Source organism: Sphingomonas sp. Leaf5 (assembly GCF_001421155.1).
Classification (GTDB): Bacteria; Pseudomonadota; Alphaproteobacteria; order Sphingomonadales; family Sphingomonadaceae; genus Sphingomonas.
Window position 1 is genome coordinate 120007 of the sequence record NZ_LMJZ01000022.1, and the last position, 17764, is coordinate 137770.

General features: G+C 67.3%; 16 protein-coding genes. 11 read left to right on the forward strand and 5 right to left on the reverse strand.

The features are described 5' to 3' along the window. Positions 1–29 precede the first annotated feature (29 nt). A complete protein-coding gene (gene ftsH / locus ASE50_RS15100) occupies positions 30–1994 on the forward strand; it encodes an ATP-dependent zinc metalloprotease FtsH (RefSeq protein ID WP_056402315.1) in 1965 nt (654 codons plus the stop codon). Between the two features lie 190 nt (positions 1995–2184). After that, positions 2185–4113 carry a CocE/NonD family hydrolase gene (locus ASE50_RS15105; RefSeq protein ID WP_056402318.1) on the forward strand — a complete coding sequence of 643 codons (1929 nt, stop codon included), beginning with the start codon at positions 2185–2187 and terminating at the stop codon, positions 4111–4113. A 128-nt stretch (positions 4114–4241) separates the two neighbouring features. Here ASE50_RS15105 and ASE50_RS15110 read toward each other — a convergent pair whose 3' ends face one another. The 3 genes from ASE50_RS15110 to ASE50_RS15120 all read right to left on the reverse strand — a co-directional run bounded on the left by ASE50_RS15110 (position 4242) and on the right by ASE50_RS15120 (position 7184). Further along, positions 4242–5150 (reverse strand): prephenate/arogenate dehydrogenase family protein, encoded by a 909-nt coding sequence (locus tag ASE50_RS15110; protein ID WP_056402321.1) that lies wholly within the window; start codon positions 5148–5150, stop codon positions 4242–4244. Then, positions 5150–6244 carry a histidinol-phosphate transaminase gene (hisC, locus tag ASE50_RS15115; RefSeq protein ID WP_056402324.1) on the reverse strand — a complete coding sequence of 365 codons (1095 nt, stop codon included), beginning with the start codon at positions 6242–6244 and terminating at the stop codon, positions 5150–5152. Before hisC ends, ASE50_RS15110 begins: the two co-directional genes overlap by 1 nt. Positions 6245–6344: 100 nt before the next feature. Next, positions 6345–7184, reverse strand: coding sequence for a zinc-ribbon domain-containing protein (locus tag ASE50_RS15120; RefSeq protein ID WP_082439059.1), 840 nt, complete (start codon positions 7182–7184; stop codon positions 6345–6347). Positions 7185–7373: 189 nt separating this feature from the next. Between ASE50_RS15120 and ftsE the strand changes: the two genes are divergently transcribed. From ftsE to ASE50_RS19770, 5 genes are all read left to right on the forward strand, one after another. After that, positions 7374–8054 (forward strand): cell division ATP-binding protein FtsE, encoded by a 681-nt coding sequence (gene ftsE / locus ASE50_RS15125; RefSeq protein ID WP_056402331.1) that lies wholly within the window; start codon positions 7374–7376, stop codon positions 8052–8054. Next, positions 8051–8932: a cell division protein FtsX gene (locus ASE50_RS15130; RefSeq protein ID WP_056402333.1), complete on the forward strand. Its 882-nt coding sequence runs from the start codon at positions 8051–8053 to the stop codon at positions 8930–8932. Before ftsE ends, ASE50_RS15130 begins: the two co-directional genes overlap by 4 nt. Next, on the forward strand, positions 8929–9468 hold the full coding sequence (locus ASE50_RS15135; protein ID WP_056402336.1) for a YdcF family protein: 540 nt from the start codon (positions 8929–8931) through the stop codon (positions 9466–9468). Before ASE50_RS15130 ends, ASE50_RS15135 begins: the two co-directional genes overlap by 4 nt. Further along, complete coding sequence (locus tag ASE50_RS15140) at positions 9465–10175, forward strand: lysophospholipid acyltransferase family protein (protein WP_056402339.1); 711 nt, start codon at positions 9465–9467, stop codon at positions 10173–10175. The genes ASE50_RS15135 and ASE50_RS15140 overlap by 4 nt, the downstream gene beginning before the upstream one ends. Positions 10176–10278: 103 nt before the next feature. Next, positions 10279–10530 carry a DUF6980 family protein gene (locus ASE50_RS19770; protein ID WP_056402340.1) on the forward strand — a complete coding sequence of 84 codons (252 nt, stop codon included), beginning with the start codon at positions 10279–10281 and terminating at the stop codon, positions 10528–10530. Between the two features lie 37 nt (positions 10531–10567). On the opposite strand, the gene ASE50_RS15150 is transcribed toward ASE50_RS19770, so the two are convergent. Beyond that, the gene (locus ASE50_RS15150) at positions 10568–12652 is read right to left on the reverse strand and encodes a malate synthase G (protein WP_056402545.1); all 2085 of its coding nucleotides are present in this window, start codon (positions 12650–12652) and stop codon (positions 10568–10570) included. Between the two features lie 131 nt (positions 12653–12783). Between ASE50_RS15150 and ASE50_RS15155 the strand changes: the two genes are divergently transcribed. From ASE50_RS15155 to ASE50_RS15170, 4 genes are all read left to right on the forward strand, one after another. Next, complete coding sequence (locus ASE50_RS15155) at positions 12784–13689, forward strand: LysR family transcriptional regulator (protein WP_056402341.1); 906 nt, start codon at positions 12784–12786, stop codon at positions 13687–13689. Between the two features lie 52 nt (positions 13690–13741). After that, entirely contained in the window at positions 13742–14800 is a 1059-nt protein-coding gene (gene hppD, locus ASE50_RS15160; protein ID WP_056402343.1) for a 4-hydroxyphenylpyruvate dioxygenase, read from the forward strand. A gap of 276 nt (positions 14801–15076) precedes the next feature. After that, a complete protein-coding gene (gene hmgA, locus ASE50_RS15165; RefSeq protein WP_056402547.1) occupies positions 15077–16360 on the forward strand; it encodes a homogentisate 1,2-dioxygenase in 1284 nt (427 codons plus the stop codon). Continuing rightward, entirely contained in the window at positions 16357–16716 is a 360-nt protein-coding gene (locus ASE50_RS15170; RefSeq protein WP_056402346.1) for a Rieske (2Fe-2S) protein, read from the forward strand. The genes hmgA and ASE50_RS15170 overlap by 4 nt, the downstream gene beginning before the upstream one ends. Here the strand turns inward: ASE50_RS15170 and ASE50_RS15175 are convergent, their stop codons facing one another. Beyond that, entirely contained in the window at positions 16717–17751 is a 1035-nt protein-coding gene (locus tag ASE50_RS15175; RefSeq protein ID WP_235512382.1) for a patatin-like phospholipase family protein, read from the reverse strand. Positions 17752–17764: the final 13 nt, after the last annotated feature.

The window sequence follows — 17764 nt, forward strand, 5'->3', positions numbered from 1 at the left end:
TTGTGGTTACTGAGAGGTAACACGTCCGCATGAACGACAACGACAAGCAGAACGGCCCCGACAACAATGGCGGCGGCAATCCGTGGATGAAGAGCCTGTTGATCTGGGTCGGCATCCTCGTATCGCTGGCGATCTTCGTCCAGTTGTTCAACGGTCCCTCGACGCAGAATCAGGGGCAAGTGATCCCGTATTCGACCTTCCTGAACAAGGTCGACGAAGGGTCGGTCCGCGACGTCAACATCGCGACGACCACCATCACCGGCACCTATACCAATGACGACAAGTTCCGCACCAACGCGCTGAACGATCCCAACCTGATCGAACGGCTGCGCGCGAAGAACGTCGTCATGAACGCGCGCCCCGACGAAGGGCCGAATATTTGGCTGGTCATGTTGTACCAGTCGCTGCCGTTCCTGCTGTTCCTCGGCATCGCCTTCTTCGTCCTGCGCCAGATGCAGAAGGGCGGCGGCGGTGGCGGCGCGATGGGCTTCGGCAAATCGCGCGCCCGGATGCTGACGCAGAAGGAAGGCAAGGTCACCTTCGACGATGTCGCCGGCATCGACGAAGCGCGCGCCGAGCTGACCGAAATCGTCGACTTCCTCAAGGACCCGACCAAGTTCGCGCGGTTGGGCGGCAAGATTCCGAAGGGCGCATTGCTGGTCGGCTCGCCCGGCACCGGCAAGACGCTGCTCGCCCGCGCCATCGCGGGGGAGGCCGGCGTGCCGTTCTTCACCATTTCGGGTTCGGACTTCGTCGAGATGTTCGTCGGCGTCGGTGCCAGCCGCGTCCGCGATATGTTCGAACAGGCCAAGAAATCGGCCCCGTGCATCGTCTTCATCGACGAAATCGACGCGGTCGGCCGTCATCGCGGCGCAGGTCTCGGCAACGGCAATGACGAACGCGAGCAGACGCTGAACCAGCTGCTGGTCGAAATGGACGGGTTCGAGGCGAACGAAGGCATCATCATCGTCGCCGCGACCAACCGTCCCGACGTGCTCGATCCCGCGCTGCTGCGGCCGGGCCGCTTCGATCGTCAGGTCGTCGTCCCCCGCCCCGATATCGAGGGCCGGATCAAGATCCTGCAGGTCCATATGAAGAAGGTGCCGCTGGCCCCCGACGTCGATCCGCGCGTCATCGCGCGCGGTACGCCGGGCTTCTCGGGTGCCGACCTCGCCAACCTCGTCAACGAAGCGGCGCTGACCGCGGCGCGCAAGGGCAAGCGCCTCGTCGCGAACCAGGAGTTCGAGGAAGCGAAGGACAAGGTCATGATGGGTGCCGAACGGCGCTCGATGGTCATGACCGACGACGAAAAGCGGATGACCGCCTATCACGAGGCCGGCCATGCCATCGTCTCGCTCCACGAACCGGCGTCGGACCCGATCCACAAGGCGACGATCATCCCACGCGGTCGTGCGCTGGGCATGGTGATGCGCCTGCCGGAACGCGATTCGTACAGCTATCATCGTGACAAGATGTACGCGAACCTGTCGGTCGCGATGGGTGGCCGCATCGCCGAGGAAATCATCTTCGGCTATGACAAGGTGTCGTCGGGCGCGTCGGGCGACATTCAGCAGGCGACGTCGCTCGCCCGTGACATGGTCACCCGCTGGGGCATGTCCGATGCGGTGGGTCCGGTCGAATATGGCGAACCGCAGGGCGAAAGCTTCCTCGGCTATTCGTCGTCGGCCCCGGCGCGGATGTCGAACAAGACCGCCGAACTGATCGACAGCGAGATCAAGCGTATCGTCGAAGGCGGTCTGGACCGCGCCCGCAAGCTGCTGACCGACCATGTCGATCAGTTGCACCTGCTGGCCGGCGCGCTACTCGAATTCGAAACCCTGTCGGGCGACGAGATCAAGCGCCTGATCGCGGGCGAGGATATCGGCCGCGACGAAGGCACGCCGTCCACCCCGCTGGCCGCCGGTGGCACCTCGATCCCAAAGACCCGCCGCCCCCGCGGCCCCTTCGGATCGCCAACGCCGCAGGGCGCATAACCTCGGTCCGGTGGTGGAGCCTTCGCTCCGCCACCGGATGCACCGCGTCGCACGAACGGCGTGCGAGTGTGACCTTTGTGACCTTTGGCGCGGATATGCCGATCGGGATGTTGACTTCCCCGACGGTCCGCCGAACGATGTGACATCATCGCATCGCCGCCCGGCGACACGGTCAGGAGTCCTCGTTCCCATGCGTATCCGCCCGCTTCTCCTTGCCTGCACCCTTGCCCTTGGCGCGTCGTCGCTCGCGGCGCAGACCGCCGCCCCCGGCCCCGACATCTGGCCGGCCAAGGGCGACATCCCGGCGAACTTCGTGCCGCCGACCGACAAATATGACTATGTGAAGCGCGAAGTGATGGTCCCGATGCGCGACGGGGTGAAGCTGCACACGGTCATCATGATCCCGAAGGGTGCGGCGAACGCGCCGATCCTCCTGACCCGCACCCCCTATAACGCGTCGGGCCGCGTTGCCCGCGCCGACAGCACCAGCTATGTCGCGACGCTGCCGCAGGGCGACGAGGTCTTTACCCGCGCCGGCTATATCCGTGTGTTCCAGGACATTCGCGGCAAATACGGGTCGGAGGGCGAATATGTCGTCACCCGCCCGGTCCGCGGCCCGCTCAACCCGACCGATGTCGATCACGTCACCGATGCCTATGACACGATCGACTGGCTGGTGAACAAGGCGAACCTGCCCGAAAGCAACGGCCGCGTCGGCATGCTCGGTTCGTCCTACGAAGGCTTCACCGTCGTCATGGCACTGCTCGCCCCCCATCCCGCGCTCAAGGTCACCGCGCCCGAAAGCCCGATGATCGACGGCTGGATGGGCGACGACTGGTTCCATTACGGCGCGTTCCGCCTCGCCAATATCGGCTGGATCGGCAGCCAGACCGGCTACAAGGGTGCCGGTGCCGCCCCGCCGTCCACGACCTATGACGATTACGACCAGTTCCGGAACGTCGGCTCGGCGAACGACTGGGCCAAGGCGTCTGGCTATGCCCAGCTCCCCTTCTGGCAGCGTTTCGTCGCGCACCCGTCCTACGACGCCTATTGGCAGGGGCAGGCGCTCGACAAGCTGCTCGCCGCCAACCCCTCCAACGTGCCGACCATGTGGGAACAGGGGCTATGGGATCAGGAGGACATGTACGGCGCGATCACCGCATGGGAGGCGCTGAAGGCCAAGGGTAAGGGCGGCAACAATTTTCTGGTGATGGGCCCATGGCGGCACAGCGGCGCCAATTACGACGGCTCGACGCTGGGCGATCTGAAGTTCAACGGCGATACCGCGCTGCAATGGCGCGAAAAATATCTCTTCCCGTTCTTCGATCAGTATCTGCGCGACGGCCGCCCCGCCTTCACCCCGCCACAGGCGCTGATCTACAATACCGGTGAGAACCACTGGGACGAGCTGCCCGACTGGCCGCTCGCCTGCGAGAAGGGCTGCGCCGCGCCGCTCAAGCCGATCTATCTGGGCGGCGACGGTGATCTCGGCTTCGCACCTGCCAAGCCCGGCGGCGATAGCTATGTCTCCGACCCCGCCAAGCCGGTTCCGCACCTGTCGCGCCCGGTCAATTTCGACGATGGCCGGTGGAAGGCGTGGCTGGTCAGCGACCAGCGCCATGCCGATGGCCGCACCGACATCATGACCTACCAGACCCCGGTCCTGACCCAACCGGTCAAGGTGTCGGGCGCGCCGATCGCCGACATCTTCGCCAAAACGACCGGCACCGACGGCGATTTCGTGGTGAAGGTCATCGACGTCTATCCCGACGTCGTGCCGGGCGAACCGGCAATGGGCGGGTATCAGCTACCGATCAGCCTCGATATTTTCCGCGGCCGCTATCGCAACGACATGGCCAAACCGTCGGCGATCCCGGCGAACAGGACGCAACGCTATCGCTTCCGCCTGCCGACGGTGAACCATGTGTTCCAGCCGGGCCACCGCATCATGGTACAGGTGCAATCGTCGCTGTTCCCGCTCTACGATCGCAACCCGCAAACCTATGTCCCGAACATTTTCACCGCCCCCAAGGACGCGTACAAGAAGGCGACGGTCACGATCGAACGGGGTGGTGCCAGCCCAAGCGCGGTGTGGCTGCCGGTGGTGCCGGCGAAGTAAAGTCAGTCGCCCGAACCATACACGTCACCCCAGCGCAGGCTGGGGTCTCTCGGTGATAGCATATAGCAGGAACCGCGTGAGACCCCAGCCTTCGCTGGGGTGACGTTGTCGGTATGGGTGTCGGAACCCTACCCGTGATCGCGCCCGAAATCCTCGCGGGCGTCGTCCTGCCCCTGCTCGACGATCGACCGGCGGATCGCGCGGGTCCGGGTGAACAGGTCGAACAGCTCGTCGCCCTTGTCCCACCGGATCGCTCGTTGCAGCGCCGACAGGTCCTCCGAAAAACGCTGGAGCATCGCCAGCACCGCGTCCTTGTTGGCAAGGAACACGTCGCGCCACATCGTCGGGTCCGACGCGGCGATGCGGGTGAAGTCGCGGAACCCCCCGGCCGAATATTTGATGACCTCGCTCTGCGTCACCGTTTCGAGGTCGGACGCGGTACCGACGATGGTATAGGCGATCAGGTGCGGCAAATGGCTGGTCACCGCCAGCACCAGGTCGTGATGCGCCGCGTCCATCGTGTCGATCTCTGCACCTAGCCGCCGCCAGAACTCGGCGACCCGCTCGACCGCCATCGGATCGGCATCGGCCGCCGGGGTCAGGATGCACCACCGCCCCCGGAACAGCGTCGCGAAGCCCGCGTCCGGCCCGCTGCGCTCGGTTCCCGCCACCGGATGCGCCGGGACGACCGTCACGCCCGGCAAGACCTCGGCAAAGGCGGCGGCGACCCCCGCCTTGCTCGATCCGACATCGCTGACGATCGCGCCTGCCGGCAGGTCGTCGGCGATCTCGGCGGCGACCGCACCGATTGCACCCACCGGCACGCACAGGATGACCAGATCGGCATCGATCACCGCCGCCCCGGCATGATCGGTGCAGTCGTCGACGATCCCCAGCGCCCGCACCTGCTCGCGCGCTTCCGCCGAGGCATCATGCCCGGTCAGCCGCACCGTCGGCATCTCCGCGCGCACCGCCCGCGCGATCGACGATCCGATCAGCCCCAGCCCGATGATGGCGACGCGGGAGAACGGCAGCATCAGCCGCCCACGATCTCGCGCAGCGCGGCGGCGACCCCGCGCACCTCCGCCTCGGTCCCGATCGAGATGCGCAGGCCATTGGCCAGCCCCTGTCCGGGCAGCCAGCGGACGATGAAGCCCCGGTCCATCAGCGCCTGATACGCATCGCCCGCACCCACCGGCCCGTCGAACAGCACCAGCACGAAATTGGCCTTGGACGGCACCGCGCGCAGCCCCGCATTGCCCATCGCCGCGATCTCGCCCTCGAACCATGTCCGCCACTGGCGATTATGTTCGCGGCTCGCCTCGACGAACCCCTTGTCGCGGATCGCGGCGATCGCCGCCTGCTGCCCGGCGGTGGTCACGTTGAACGGCGCGCGGATGCGATGCATCGCATCGATCGCCTCCGCCGAACCATAGCCCCAGCCGATCCGTTCGGCGGCAAGGCCGTGGATCTTCGAGAAAGTCCGCGTGACCAGCACGTTCGGCTGCGTCCTCGCCAGTTCCAGCCCATGATCGTCCTCGGCCGCGTCGAGATATTCGGCATAGGCCTGATCGAGGACCAGCAGCACGTGCGGCGGCAGGCCCGCATGCAGCCGGGCGATTTCCGACCGGGGGGAAAAGGTGCCGGTCGGGTTGTTGGGATTGGCCACGAACACCACGCGGGTCCGATCGGTCACGCAGGCGAGGATCGCGTCGACATCGGTCGCATGGTCCCTGTCGGGTGCGATCACCGGCGTCGCACCGACCCGCCGCGCCGCGATCTCATAGACCGCAAAGCCGTAGCGGACGAAGATCACCTCGTCGCCCTGACCCGCATAGGCCCCGGCCGCCAGATGCAGCACCTCGTCCGACCCGGTGCCATAGATGATCCGGGCCGGGTCCAGGCCGTGCGCCTGCCCGATCGCCGCGCGCAGATCGGCCGCCCCGGCATCGGGATAGCGTTCGAGACTGCGGTCGGCGGTGGCAAAGGCCGCGCGGGCATGGGGCGAGGTGCCCAGCGGGTTTTCGTTCGACGACAGTTTCGCCACCTGCCGCCCGTCGTCGGTCTTCGACCGGCCGGGGACATAGGGAGCGATGTCGAGGATCCAGGGCTTGGGAGCAGGCGCGTTCATGGTGCGGCACTGGCAAATGCCGCCGCCGAACGCAAGGCATCGGTCATGGGGGGCGGGCGGTCTTGCCTACTCACCGCGACCCCGCCGCTCGCCTCGCTGCCTACAGTCCCGACGCGAAGCTCAGTTCGAGTTCCTTCGCATTGGCCGGAACGTCCAGCGCCGCGCTGTTGAAACTCAGGCTGCCGCTCGGTCCGATCGCCCGCGTCTGCGGCTTGATCGTCCAGCTATAGACGCTGCGATCCTGATCGTCCTTCAGCACCGCGCGAATATCGGGAATCCGCTGGCGGCTGCCGGTTTCGTTGATGATCTTGCCCGAGACCGCGAACAATTCGTTGCCACTCGACAACAGCCGCCGTTCGGGGGTGTTGATCGCGAATTTCAGCGCCGCATCGGCGTTGGGCGCGATCGGCAGGCCCAGTTGCTCGGCGATGCCCGGCGTGCCGGTGTACAGGATCGCCCCCGTCGCGGCGAGCATCGCGACGCCGGCGGCTACCGCGATCGCGGTGCGACGGCGCGCGGGATTGCGGCGCGGTACGAACGGCGGCTGGTGGGCAAAGGCGCTGACCGTCTCGCCCCGCTCGGCGCGTTCGGCATCGGGGTCGATATAGCGCCGTGCCGGTTCGGCGGTGCGCGCCCGCAACGGCCGCGCCACATCGGCGGCATAGGCGGATTCGGCGAAGACCGGTGCCGCCGGAGCATAGTCGCCGACCGGGGCGGCGCGCGGCATATCGGGCACGGCATCGGCGACCACCGGCTGCGGCACGCGCACCGGCTCGGCCGGCGGCGGCGTCTCACGCGGGCCATGGCCCAGATCGACCATAGCCGGCGGTTGGAACCAGCTATGCCGGCATCCCGCGCAACGAACCGTGCGCCCCGCGGGTCCGATCGCCGAATCGGCGACCAGATAGCGCATATGGCATTGCGTACATTCGAGGATCATCGCGTCCCCTGCCCCCTGCATGAGCCGCGCCGCGCCACCGCTGATGCGGGGCGAACCGGGCGCGCCTTGAAATCAAGCGTTGAATCTACGTCCCCGACGCCATCCGGGCAAGGCGCGATGTTGCCCGGCTTGAGACAAACGCCCCCATGTGCGATTGGCAGGGTCGACCGGCGGAATCCAAGGGCGCACGTGGCCAGTATCGTTCAGTTCGAGAATGTCGGCCTTCGCTATGGTCACGGGCCGGAAACGCTGAGCGACCTCAGCTTCACGCTTAGCGAGGGTACGTTCCACTTCCTGCTCGGCGCATCGGGCGCGGGCAAGACCTCGTTGTTGCGCCTGATCTATCTGGCGCAGCGGCCCAGCCGCGGCGTCATCCGGCTGTTCGGCGAGGATATGGTGCTGTCGCCGCGCGAACGGCTGCCGGGGTTCCGGCGGCGGATCGGGGTGGTGTTTCAGGATTTCCGGCTGGTCCCGCATCTCTCCGCCCGCGACAATATCGCACTCCCCTTGCGCGTCGCCGGCATGCCCGAGGACGAACTGGCCGGGCCGGTTGCCGAGATGCTGGCATGGGTCGGGCTGACCGATCGTGCCGATGCCCGCCCGCCGACGCTGTCGGGCGGGGAGCAACAGCGGGTCGCCATCGCCCGTGCCGTCATCACCCGACCGGAAATCCTTATCGCCGACGAACCGACCGGCAACGTCGATCCGATCATGGCCGAACGCTTGCTCAAGCTGTTCGCCTCGCTCAATCGCCTCGGCACCACCGTCGTCATGGCGACCCACGACCATCACCTGCTCCACCGCGTCCCCGATGCGCTGGTGATGCAGCTGGACGCCGGACGGCTGCTCGCCTCCACGGACGCGGCATGATCGGGCGCGCGGCCGTGCAACCGCTGCTCGACGACCGACAGGGGCGGCGGGCGATGGTGTGGATCATGGCGATCATGATCTTCCTGACGACGCTCAGCGCCGCGCTCGGCCTGTCGACGCGAGGGGCCGGGCGCGCGCTCGACCGGCAACTGGCGGCACGGCTGACGGTCCAGGTGATCGAGGGCGACGCCGCCCGCCGCGACGCGGTCACCGCCGCGCTGCTCGGCCGGTTGCGCCGTTCCGCCGACGTCGCCCGCGCGAACGAGGTTGACCGTGCCCGCCTCGCCGAACTGCTCGAACCCTGGCTGGGCGAGGCGGGGCTGGACGCCGACCTGCCGATGCCGGCGATGGTCGATGTCGATCTGCGCAGCGGCGACGATGCCACCGTCGCCCGGGTCGACGCGCTGGCGAAGGCGGTTGGCGACGGCATCCGCGTCGATCGCCATGCGACGTGGCTGGCCCCGGTGCGCGCTTTCGTCGCGGCGCTCGGCTGGACCGCGCTCGGGCTGGTGATGGTGATGGCGAGCGCCACGGCGGCGGTCGTCCTGCTGGTGGCCCGTGCGGGACTTGATACCCATCGCGGAACGATCGACATTCTGCACATGCTGGGTTCGACCGACCTTCAGATCGCGCGCCTGTTCCAGCGGCGCATCGGGCAGGACACGCTGACCGGCGGGCTGATCGGCGCGCTGGCCGGCGGGCTGCTGGTGGCGTTGCTGGGACAACGGATGGCGACGCTCGATTCGCAGCTGGCCGACGGCGTTTCGCTGCGGCCGCTCGACTGGCTGGTCATCGCCGTCCTGCCCGTCGCCTTCACCCTGCTCGCCATGTTCGCCGCGCGGATCGCGGTACTGCGGCGGCTGGCGCGGGTGTTGTGATGGGCCGGCTCTTCTCGGTCGCGCTGCTGCTCTATGCGCTCGGCTTCGCGCTGTTCGCGGTGACCCTGCCGCAGCCCGGCGCGCTGCAACAGCGGACCGATGGCGTCGTCGTGCCGACCGGCGGGTCGGGCCGGATCGAACGCGGGCTGGCGGTGCTGGCGGCGGGTCAGGCGCCGCGGATGCTCATCACCGGCGTCGACCCCGATGTCCGCCCGCGCGAACTGGCCGCGGCGATCGATGCGCCGCGCGCGCTGTTCCGCTGCTGCGTCGATCTGGGCAAGGAAGCGGTCGACACCCGCTCCAATGCCGACGAGACCGCCGAGTGGGTCCGCCGCAACCGCTATCGCTCGATCCGGCTGGTGACGTCGAACTGGCATATGGCGCGCGCGACGATGGAGCTGCGCCATGCGCTGGGCAATTCCGTCGAGATCGTGCGCGATCCGGTCACCGGCCATCCGGGCTTCGCGCTGCTGTTCGGCGAATATAACAAATATCTGGTGCGGGGCGTGGTGATGCGGCTGGGAATCGATCTGTGATCGCGTGGATCCGCACCTGGGTGTTCCGCATCCTGTTCTACGCCGCTTCGGGGCCGATCGTGCTGAGCGCGCCGGTCTCGGCATGGTTCGGGCAGCGCGCGATGCACGTCCACGCCCATGTCTGGATCGCCACCCACCGCTTCCTCGCCCGCTGGATATTGGGCGTGCGCGTCCGGGTGGAGGGGGCGCGCCCGCCCGGCACCTATCTGTTCGCGGTCAAGCATCAGGCGATGTTCGAAACGCTGGAGATGGCGCAGCGGATCGACGGCCCGCTGATCGTCATGAAGCGCGAGCTGATCGACATGCCCTTCTGGGGCCGCACCGCGCGTGCCTATGGCGCGATCGGCGTCGACCGCGATGCGTCGTCGAAGGCACTCCGCCAGATGCTGAAGGAAGCCGCCGTCGCGCGGAAGCAGAACCGTTCGGTCCTGATCTTCCCCGAAGGCACGCGGGTCCCCGTCGGCGAAGCCCCCCCGCTCCGCTCGGGCTTCGCCGGCCTGTACAAGGCGCTGAACATGGCCGTAGTCCCGGTCGCACTCGACAGCGGCCACTGCATGCGACGCCCCGGCCCCAACCGCCCGGGCATCATCACCATCCGCTTCCTCGATCCGATCCCCCCCGGCCTCCCGCGCGAAGAGATCGAGGCGCGGGTCCATGCCGCGATCAATGCGCTGGAGCCGGCGGCGGGCGGTGTGGCGGTGATATGATCGCCCCAGCTATGCCCCTTTCGCTCGGAAATCTGTGCTGGACAGTGCAATGAACGGGGACGGTCGCCACCCGCCACAGAATGTTGTCCATGGTCTCGGCCATATGGACCAGCACGGGCAGAATGACTGGGGATCCGTCAAATATGATCCGCGCTTCGACGAATATTGGGTGCGAGCGGGGGAGGCACGACAAGCCCTGTTCTACTGCCCGTGGTGCGGAATGCAGCTGCCACCCTCGCAACGGGACCGGTGGTTCGATCAGTTGGAAGCGCGCGGGATCGATCCGTGGGGGGACGAAGTGCCCGAGCACTTTCGCAGCGATGCCTGGCGAACCACGGAATTACCCGACCGCTAAGGCAAATACACAGCAACGCCGGCGCTACCGATTGCGATCACGCCGCCGCCTTCGCCACCTTCCGATACGCATGCAGCAACGGCTCGGTATAACCATTGGGCTGCGCCAGTCCCTCGAACACCAGCGCCCGCGCCGCCGCCAGCGCGACGCCGCCCGCCAGCGGCCGATAGGCCGGATCGCCGGCATTCTGCGCGTCGACCTTGACCGCCATCCGGTCGAACGCCGCATCGACGTCCGCCGCCGAACACACCCCGTGCAACAGCCAGTTGGCGATATGCTGCGATGAAATGCGCAGCGTCGCGCGGTCCTCCATCAATCCGACGTCGTGGATATCGGGCACTTTCGAACAGCCAATCCCCTGATCGATCCAGCGCACGACATAGCCGAGGATGCCCTGCGCATTATTGTCGAGCTCCCGCGCAACCTCGTCCGCATCCCAGTTCCGCCCCACCGCGAGCGGCAAGGTCAGCAACCGCGTCAGCGGTACGACCGGTTCGGCCGCCCGTGCCGCCTGTCGCTGCGCAACATCGACCGCATGATAGTGCAGCACGTGCAGCGTCGCGGCGGTCGGCGACGGTACCCATGCGGTGCTGGCCCCGCTCATCGGATGCGCGATCTTCTGGTACAGCATATCGGCCATCCGGTCGGGCGCGGCCCACATCCCCTTGCCGATCTGCGCCCGCCCGCCAAGGCCGCAGGCAAGCCCGGTCCGGACGTTGCGATCCTCATAGGCCGCGATCCAGTCGGCCCCCTTCATCTCGCCCTTCGGGATCATCGGCCCGGCATGCATCGCGCTGTGCAGTTCGTCGCCGGTGCGGTCGAGGAAACCGGTATTGATGAACACGATCCGGTGGCGAACGGCATGGATGCACGCCGCCAGATTGGCGGAGGTGCGCCGTTCCTCGTCCATCACCCCGACCTTGATCGTATGGCGTGGCAGCGTCAGCAGGTCCTCGACCGCGTCGAACAACCGGTCGGTGAACGCGACCTCTTCCGGCCCGTGCTGCTTGGGTTTGACGATATAGATCGATCCGGCCCGGCTATTGGAGCGCGCACCGTTCAGGTCGTGCAGCGCGATCAGGCTGGTGACGATCGCATCGACGATGCCTTCGGGTGCCTCGCCGCCATCGGCCAGCAGCAGCGCGGGCGTCGTCATCAAATGCCCGACATTGCGCACGAACAGCAGCGACCGTCCCGGCAGGGTAAGTTCGCCGCCATCCATCCTGACATAGCGGCGATCGGCGGCGAGGGTGCGGGTGACCGTCCGTCCGCTTTTGGCAAAGCTGGCCGACAGATCGCCGCGCATCAGCCCCAGCCAATTGGCATAGGCGGCAACCTTGTCCTCGGCATCGACCGCCGCGACCGAATCCTCCAGATCGCATATCGTGGTCAGCGCCGATTCGAGCAGGATATCGGCCAGCCCCGCCGGATCGGTGCGCCCGATCGCATGGTCGCGATCGATGACCAGTTCGATGTGCAGCCCATGATGGCGCAGCAGCAGGTTGTCGCCCGCCCGACCGACCAGTTGCACGGGGTCGGCCAGTCGCGGCGCGTCGCCGGTCCAGTCGCGCCAGCTCGCCCCGGCCAGCGGCACCGTTTCGTCCAGAAACGCCTTCGCACGGTCGATCACCGCCTGCCCGCGCGCCGCGTCATAGCCGCCCGGTTCCGGCGTACCGGGGATCGCATCGGTGCCGTACAGCGCGTCGTAGAGGCTGCCCCAGCGCGCATTGGCGGCGTTCAGCAGGAACCGCGCATTCAGGATCGGCACGACCAGCTGCGGTCCGGCCAGCGTCGCGATCTCCGCGTCGACGCCGGTCGGGTCGACCTCGAACGGCGCAGGCTCGTCGACCAGATAGCCGATCGAACGCAGGAACGCCGCCTGTTCGGCCGGATCGATCGCTTGGCCCGCGCGATCGACGAACCATGCATCGAGCTGCGCCTGCAACGCATCGCGCCGGGCGAGCAGCGCGCGATTTTCGGGGGCGAAGCGCGCAAGGATCGCCGCCGACCCTGCCCAGAAGGAGTCGGCCGGGATACCGGTGCCGGGCAACGCCCGTGCTTCGATGAACTCGGCCAGTTCGGCGGCGACCGATAGTCCGGCGCGATCGACATAGGCTTGCAGCACGGCATCCTCCCCGCACGTCGTACCGGCAAATCCCGGAAGGACGGTTGTTGTGCGACGAAGTGCTACCACCTCGCTTTTCGCATCGGTAGCGATCATAATCGCAGGACAGTCATTCCATGGAGGAACGAATGACGCTCGACCCCGACCATGCGCTCTTCGTCGCGATCCTCGACAGCGGCAGCATCGCCGCGACCGCACGGGCCAGCGGCACATCGCCGGCGATGGTCTCGAAACGGCTGGCCCGGCTGGAGGCGCGGCTCGGGGTGCGATTGATCGAGCGAACGACCCGGCGGCTGCACCCGACCCCGGTCGGTACGCAACTCCATGCCGACCTGACGCAGATTCTCGCCGCGCTTGCCGCAGCGGAGGCGCGGGTGACCGGTGCCGCTTCCGCTCCTGCCGGCCCGCTCCGCATCGCCGCACCGACCTCGTTCGCACGGCTGCACATCGCGCCCCATCTCGGCGACTTCCTGCGTCTCTATCCGGCGGTCGCCCTCGAACTGACGTTGTCGGACGGCTATGTCGATCTGGCCGCCGGCCGGATCGACTGTGCGATCCGCATCACCGCCGACCCGCCTGCCGGCTATGTCGCGCGGCGGTTGGCGGGCAACCGGCGGGTGGTGTGCGCCAGTCCCGCCTATCTGGCCGCGCACGGCGTGCCGACCAGCCCCGCCGCGCTGGCCGGCCACCGCCTGCTCGCGGCGGAGGGGCAATTGCCGTGGACGCTGCTGCGACCCGCCCGGCGCGCCGTGGTCGAGGGTGTGTCGCACGTTCGCACCGATTCGAGTGAGATCGTCCGTGAACTGGCACTGGCCGGGGTCGGTATCGCGCTGCGATCGCTATGGGATGTCGGCAAGGCGCTGGCCGATGGTCGGCTGGTCCGCGTCCTGCCCGAATGGGAGGGGGCCCATGACCTTGCCATCCACGCGCTGCACGCTGCCCAGCCGCGCCCGGCGGTCAGCGCCTTTATCGATTTCCTCGCCGATCGCCTGTCGCCGCCACCATGGGAGCCGCTTGACACATCGGTCGGTTAGGATCAGTTTCGTATCAATTGATACGAATTAGGAGGATGCCGCCGTGGAGCATATGGACGTCAACCCGATGGGTCTCGACGGTTTCGAATTCTGCGAATTCACTGCCCCCGATCTCGACCGCATGGCCGCCCAGCTCGAACAATTCGGCTTCGTCGCCGCATCGAAGCATCGCAGCCGCGACGTCGTGCGCTACAAGCAGGGCCGGATCAACCTACTGCTCAACCGTATTCCGAACGGCCATGCTGCGGACTTTGCTGCGCAGCATGGACCGTCGGCATCGGGGATGGCGTTCCGCGTCGCCGATGCGAAAGCCGCGTTCGAAGCCGCCGTCGCGCGCGGTGCGACGCCCGCCGATCCGGCGCTAGGCGTGCTCGGCGAAGGCTATGCGTTGCAGGGCATCGGCGGATCGATGCTGTATCTGGTCGACCGGCACGGCGCGGCCGGATCGCTGTACGACGACTGGGACGCGATTCCCGGCGCTGCCGAGGCGGAGGCCGCCAACAATGTCGGTCTCGACCTGCTTGACCATCTGACCCACAATGTGAAGCGCGGGCAGATGCGAACCTGGTCGACCTTCTACAACCAGATCTTCGGGTTCGAAGAACAGAAATATTTCGACATCAAGGGCAAGGCGACCGGCCTGTTCAGCCAGGCGATGATCGCCCCGGACAAGGCGATCCGCATTCCGCTGAACGAAAGCCAAGATGACAAAAGCCAGATCGAGGAATTCATCCGCGACTATAATGGCGAAGGCATCCAGCATCTTGCCTTCACCACCGACGACATTTTCGACACCGTCGAAAAGCTGCGCGCGCGCGGTGTGAAGTTGCAGGACACGATCGAGACCTATTACGAACTGGTCGACAAGCGTGTGCCCGGCCACGGCGAGGACCTCGAACGCCTGCGCCGCAACCGCATCCTGATCGACGGCAATGTCGGCGAGGAAGGGTTGCTGTTGCAGATCTTCACCGAACCGATGTTCGGCCCGATCTTCTTCGAAATCATCCAGCGCAAGGGCAATGAAGGCTTCGGCAACGGCAATTTTCAGGCGTTGTACGAGAGCATCGAACTGGATCAGATCCGGCGCGGCGTCATCACGGTCGACGCCTGACCCAGACCGAAGCGACGCTTCGGTCGCGGTGCAGCGCGCACGCGCTGCCGTCGACCGGCCAGCGCGACGGAGCCGGGCCACAAGACGCGGCTTCGCCGCGACTGACGGCCCGGCGGGCGACGCAACGATCAAACTCCTCCCCGCCCGCGGGGAGGGGGACCAGCGAAGCTGGTGGAGGGGGGCATCCACCAGCGCATCGCCCGAGGCCCGCCCCCTCCACCGTTCGCGACGCGAACGGTCCCCCTCCCCGTACCGGGGAGGAGACAAAAGGTGACCATGACCTACCACCCCGGTTTCGCCAACCATATCGCCACCGAAGCCGTCGCCGGCGCGCTGCCGATCGGCCGCAACAGCCCGCAGCATGTCCCGTTCGGCCTGTACGCCGAACAACTCTCCGGCACCGCCTTCACCGCGCCGCGCAGCGAGAACCGGCGGTCATGGCTCTATCGCCTGCGCCCGACCGCTAATCACGGCGCGTTCGTGCCGTACACCGGCGCCCCGACCCTTGAGACCGCGCCGATCGCCGGTCCGCCGCCCAGCCCCAACCGCCTGCGCTGGGACCCGCTTCCGCTGCCCGCCGAACCGACCGACTGGGTCGACGGCCTCGTCACCTATGGCGCGACCGGCGACGTCGCTGCGCAGAGTGGCATCGGCATCCATCTCTACGCCGCGACGAAGGACATGGCGCGCGCCTTCTTCTCGGCCGACGGCGAATTGCTGATCGTGCCGCAGCAGGGACGGCTGGCGATCGACACCGAACTCGGCCGCATCGATCTCGCCCCGCTCCAGATCGTGCTAATCCCGCGCGGCGTCCGCTTCCGCGTGTCGCTGCCCGATGGTGCCGCGCGCGGCTATGTCTGCGAGAATTACGGCAGCCTGTTCCGCCTGCCCGATCTGGGACCGATCGGTGCCAACGGCCTCGCCAACCCGCGCGATTTCGAGACGCCATCGGCATGGTATGAGGATCGCGACACCCCGTGCGACGTCATCCAGAAGTTTCAGGGCGGCCTGTGGACCACCACGCTCGACCACAGCCCGTTCGACGTGGTCGCGTGGCACGGCAATCTCGCGCCGTGCCGCTATGACCTGACCCGCTTCAACACGATCAACACCGTCAGTTTCGACCATCCCGATCCGTCGATCTTCACCGTGCTGACCGCGCCCAGCGACACCCCCGGCACCGCCAATTGCGACTTCGTGATCTTTCCACCGCGCTGGATGGTCGCCGAAGATACGTTCCGCCCGCCCTGGTTCCACCGCAACGTCATGAGCGAGTTCATGGGGCTCATCACCGGTGCCTATGATGCGAAGGAGGGCGGCTTCGCCCCCGGCGGCGCGTCGCTGCACAACCAGATGAACGGCCACGGCCCCGATCAGGCCAGCTATGACAAGGCCGTCGCCGCCGAGCTTCGCCCGCACAGAATCGCCGACACCATGGCGTTCATGTTCGAAACCCGCCACGTCATGAAGCCGAGCCGCTGGGCGATGGCATCGCCGACCATGCAACTCGACTATGACGATGTCTGGACCGGTTTCGCCAAGGCACGCCTGCCCGAATGAGCGACACCCGCGTCTTCGCCACCCCGGCCGGGGTGACGCTTGGGGCCTTGACCGACATCGCCGACGGCCGCGCGCGCAATTACGTGCTGCAACTGCGCGCCGGGCGCTTCCACGGCTTCGTCGTTCGGCGCGGCGAAACGGTGGTCGGCTATGTCGACCGCTGCCCGCATATGGGCCTGCCCCTCGCCCGGACGCTCGACGCCTATCTGACGCCCGACGGCAGCGCGATCACCTGTAGCTGGCACGCCGCGCTGTTCGCGATCGACGATGGCAGGTGCCTCGGCGGCCCCTGCCCCGGCCAGTCGTTGACGCCATGGCCGGTGACGCTCGCCGACGGCGCGATCGTCACCGCCTGATTACGCCGCCACCGCCTCGGGCAATTCGGTCAGCGTCGATCCCTGCCCCAGCTGCGCGCCATGCGTGGCCAGCCACGCATCCGCCGTCGCCCGGCCTAGTTCGCGCAACGCCTCCAGCTGCGACCGGCGCGTATCGCTCTTGCCGGTCGGTCCCCGCTCGGACAGTGCCGACGCGGCCTCCATCAGGTGCAGGTTGGTCTGCGCCAGTGCCGTGAAAGTATCGTCGATCGGCGGCGCGCGCCGCGCGATCGTCTGCACCTCGGTCAACGCCTTCAGGTCGCGCAACAGGCAGGCGTTGAACCCGATATCGCTCATCCGGCCCATCACCTCGACCAGCGTGTCGGGCGTCTCGTGGGTGGCGAACGGCGTGATCTGCACGATCAGCATGTCGGTCTGGCCATGCCCGTTGAAGATCAGTGGCTCCAGCGCCGGATTGGCCGAAAAGCCGCCATCCCAATAGGGTTCGCCGTCGATCATCACCGGCCCGAACAGATCGGGCAGGCAGGCCGACGCCATCAGTGCATCGAGCGTGATCTCGTCATTCCGGAACAGCCGCGCCGCCCCGGTCGCAACCCGCGTCGCGGCGATCGACAACGGGATCGCGTCGGGCGACGTCAGCAGCGACAGGTCGAGGCTGTCGCCGACTACCCGCCGCAGCGCCCGCATGTCCCGCAATCCCGGCGACAGCGGCGCGATATAGCGGCTGAACAGTTTACTGAATTCCAGCGACCGGCGGAGGAACGGTTCGAACGCCGGCATCATCCAGAAATCGGTATCGAACGCCTGCAACGGCGAGTTGCGCGAAACGCTGTCCCACAACCGCACCAGCGCGTCCTTCGCCCCCTGCCGCCCGCCGCTGGCATAGCCGGTGACTAGCGCCGCACCGTTCAGCGCCCCGGCCGACGCGCCGCTTACCGCGACGATCGGCCAGTCTTCTTCGAGCAGCCGGTCGAGCACCCCCCAGCCATAGGCACCATGCGCGCCACCCCCTTGCAACGCGAGCGCCAGACGCGGCGATTGGGCGGGTGCGGTCATGGCGGTCTCCGGA

What these genes read in the sequence shown, in the direction of transcription:
- ASE50_RS15120 (WP_082439059.1), bottom strand. Translation starts at nt 7,184, where the DNA reads ATGATCCTCGAATGTACGCAATGCCATATGCGCTATCTGGTCGCCGAT.
- ftsH (WP_056402315.1), top strand. Translation starts at nt 30, where the DNA reads ATGAACGACAACGACAAGCAGAACGGCCCCGACAACAATGGCGGCGGC.
- hmgA (WP_056402547.1), top strand. Translation starts at nt 15,077, where the DNA reads ATGACCTACCACCCCGGTTTCGCCAACCATATCGCCACCGAAGCCGTC.
- ASE50_RS15155 (WP_056402341.1), top strand. Translation starts at nt 12,784, where the DNA reads ATGACGCTCGACCCCGACCATGCGCTCTTCGTCGCGATCCTCGACAGC.
- ASE50_RS15170 (WP_056402346.1), top strand. Translation starts at nt 16,357, where the DNA reads ATGAGCGACACCCGCGTCTTCGCCACCCCGGCCGGGGTGACGCTTGGG.
- ASE50_RS15110 (WP_056402321.1), bottom strand. Translation starts at nt 5,150, where the DNA reads ATGCTGCCGTTCTCCCGCGTCGCCATCATCGGGCTGGGGCTGATCGGA.
- ASE50_RS15130 (WP_056402333.1), top strand. Translation starts at nt 8,051, where the DNA reads ATGATCGGGCGCGCGGCCGTGCAACCGCTGCTCGACGACCGACAGGGG.
- ASE50_RS19770 (WP_056402340.1), top strand. Translation starts at nt 10,279, where the DNA reads ATGGACCAGCACGGGCAGAATGACTGGGGATCCGTCAAATATGATCCG.
- hisC (WP_056402324.1), bottom strand. Translation starts at nt 6,244, where the DNA reads ATGAACGCGCCTGCTCCCAAGCCCTGGATCCTCGACATCGCTCCCTAT.
- hppD (WP_056402343.1), top strand. Translation starts at nt 13,742, where the DNA reads ATGGACGTCAACCCGATGGGTCTCGACGGTTTCGAATTCTGCGAATTC.
- ASE50_RS15105 (WP_056402318.1), top strand. Translation starts at nt 2,185, where the DNA reads ATGCGTATCCGCCCGCTTCTCCTTGCCTGCACCCTTGCCCTTGGCGCG.
- ASE50_RS15175 (WP_235512382.1), bottom strand. Translation starts at nt 17,751, where the DNA reads ATGACCGCACCCGCCCAATCGCCGCGTCTGGCGCTCGCGTTGCAAGGG.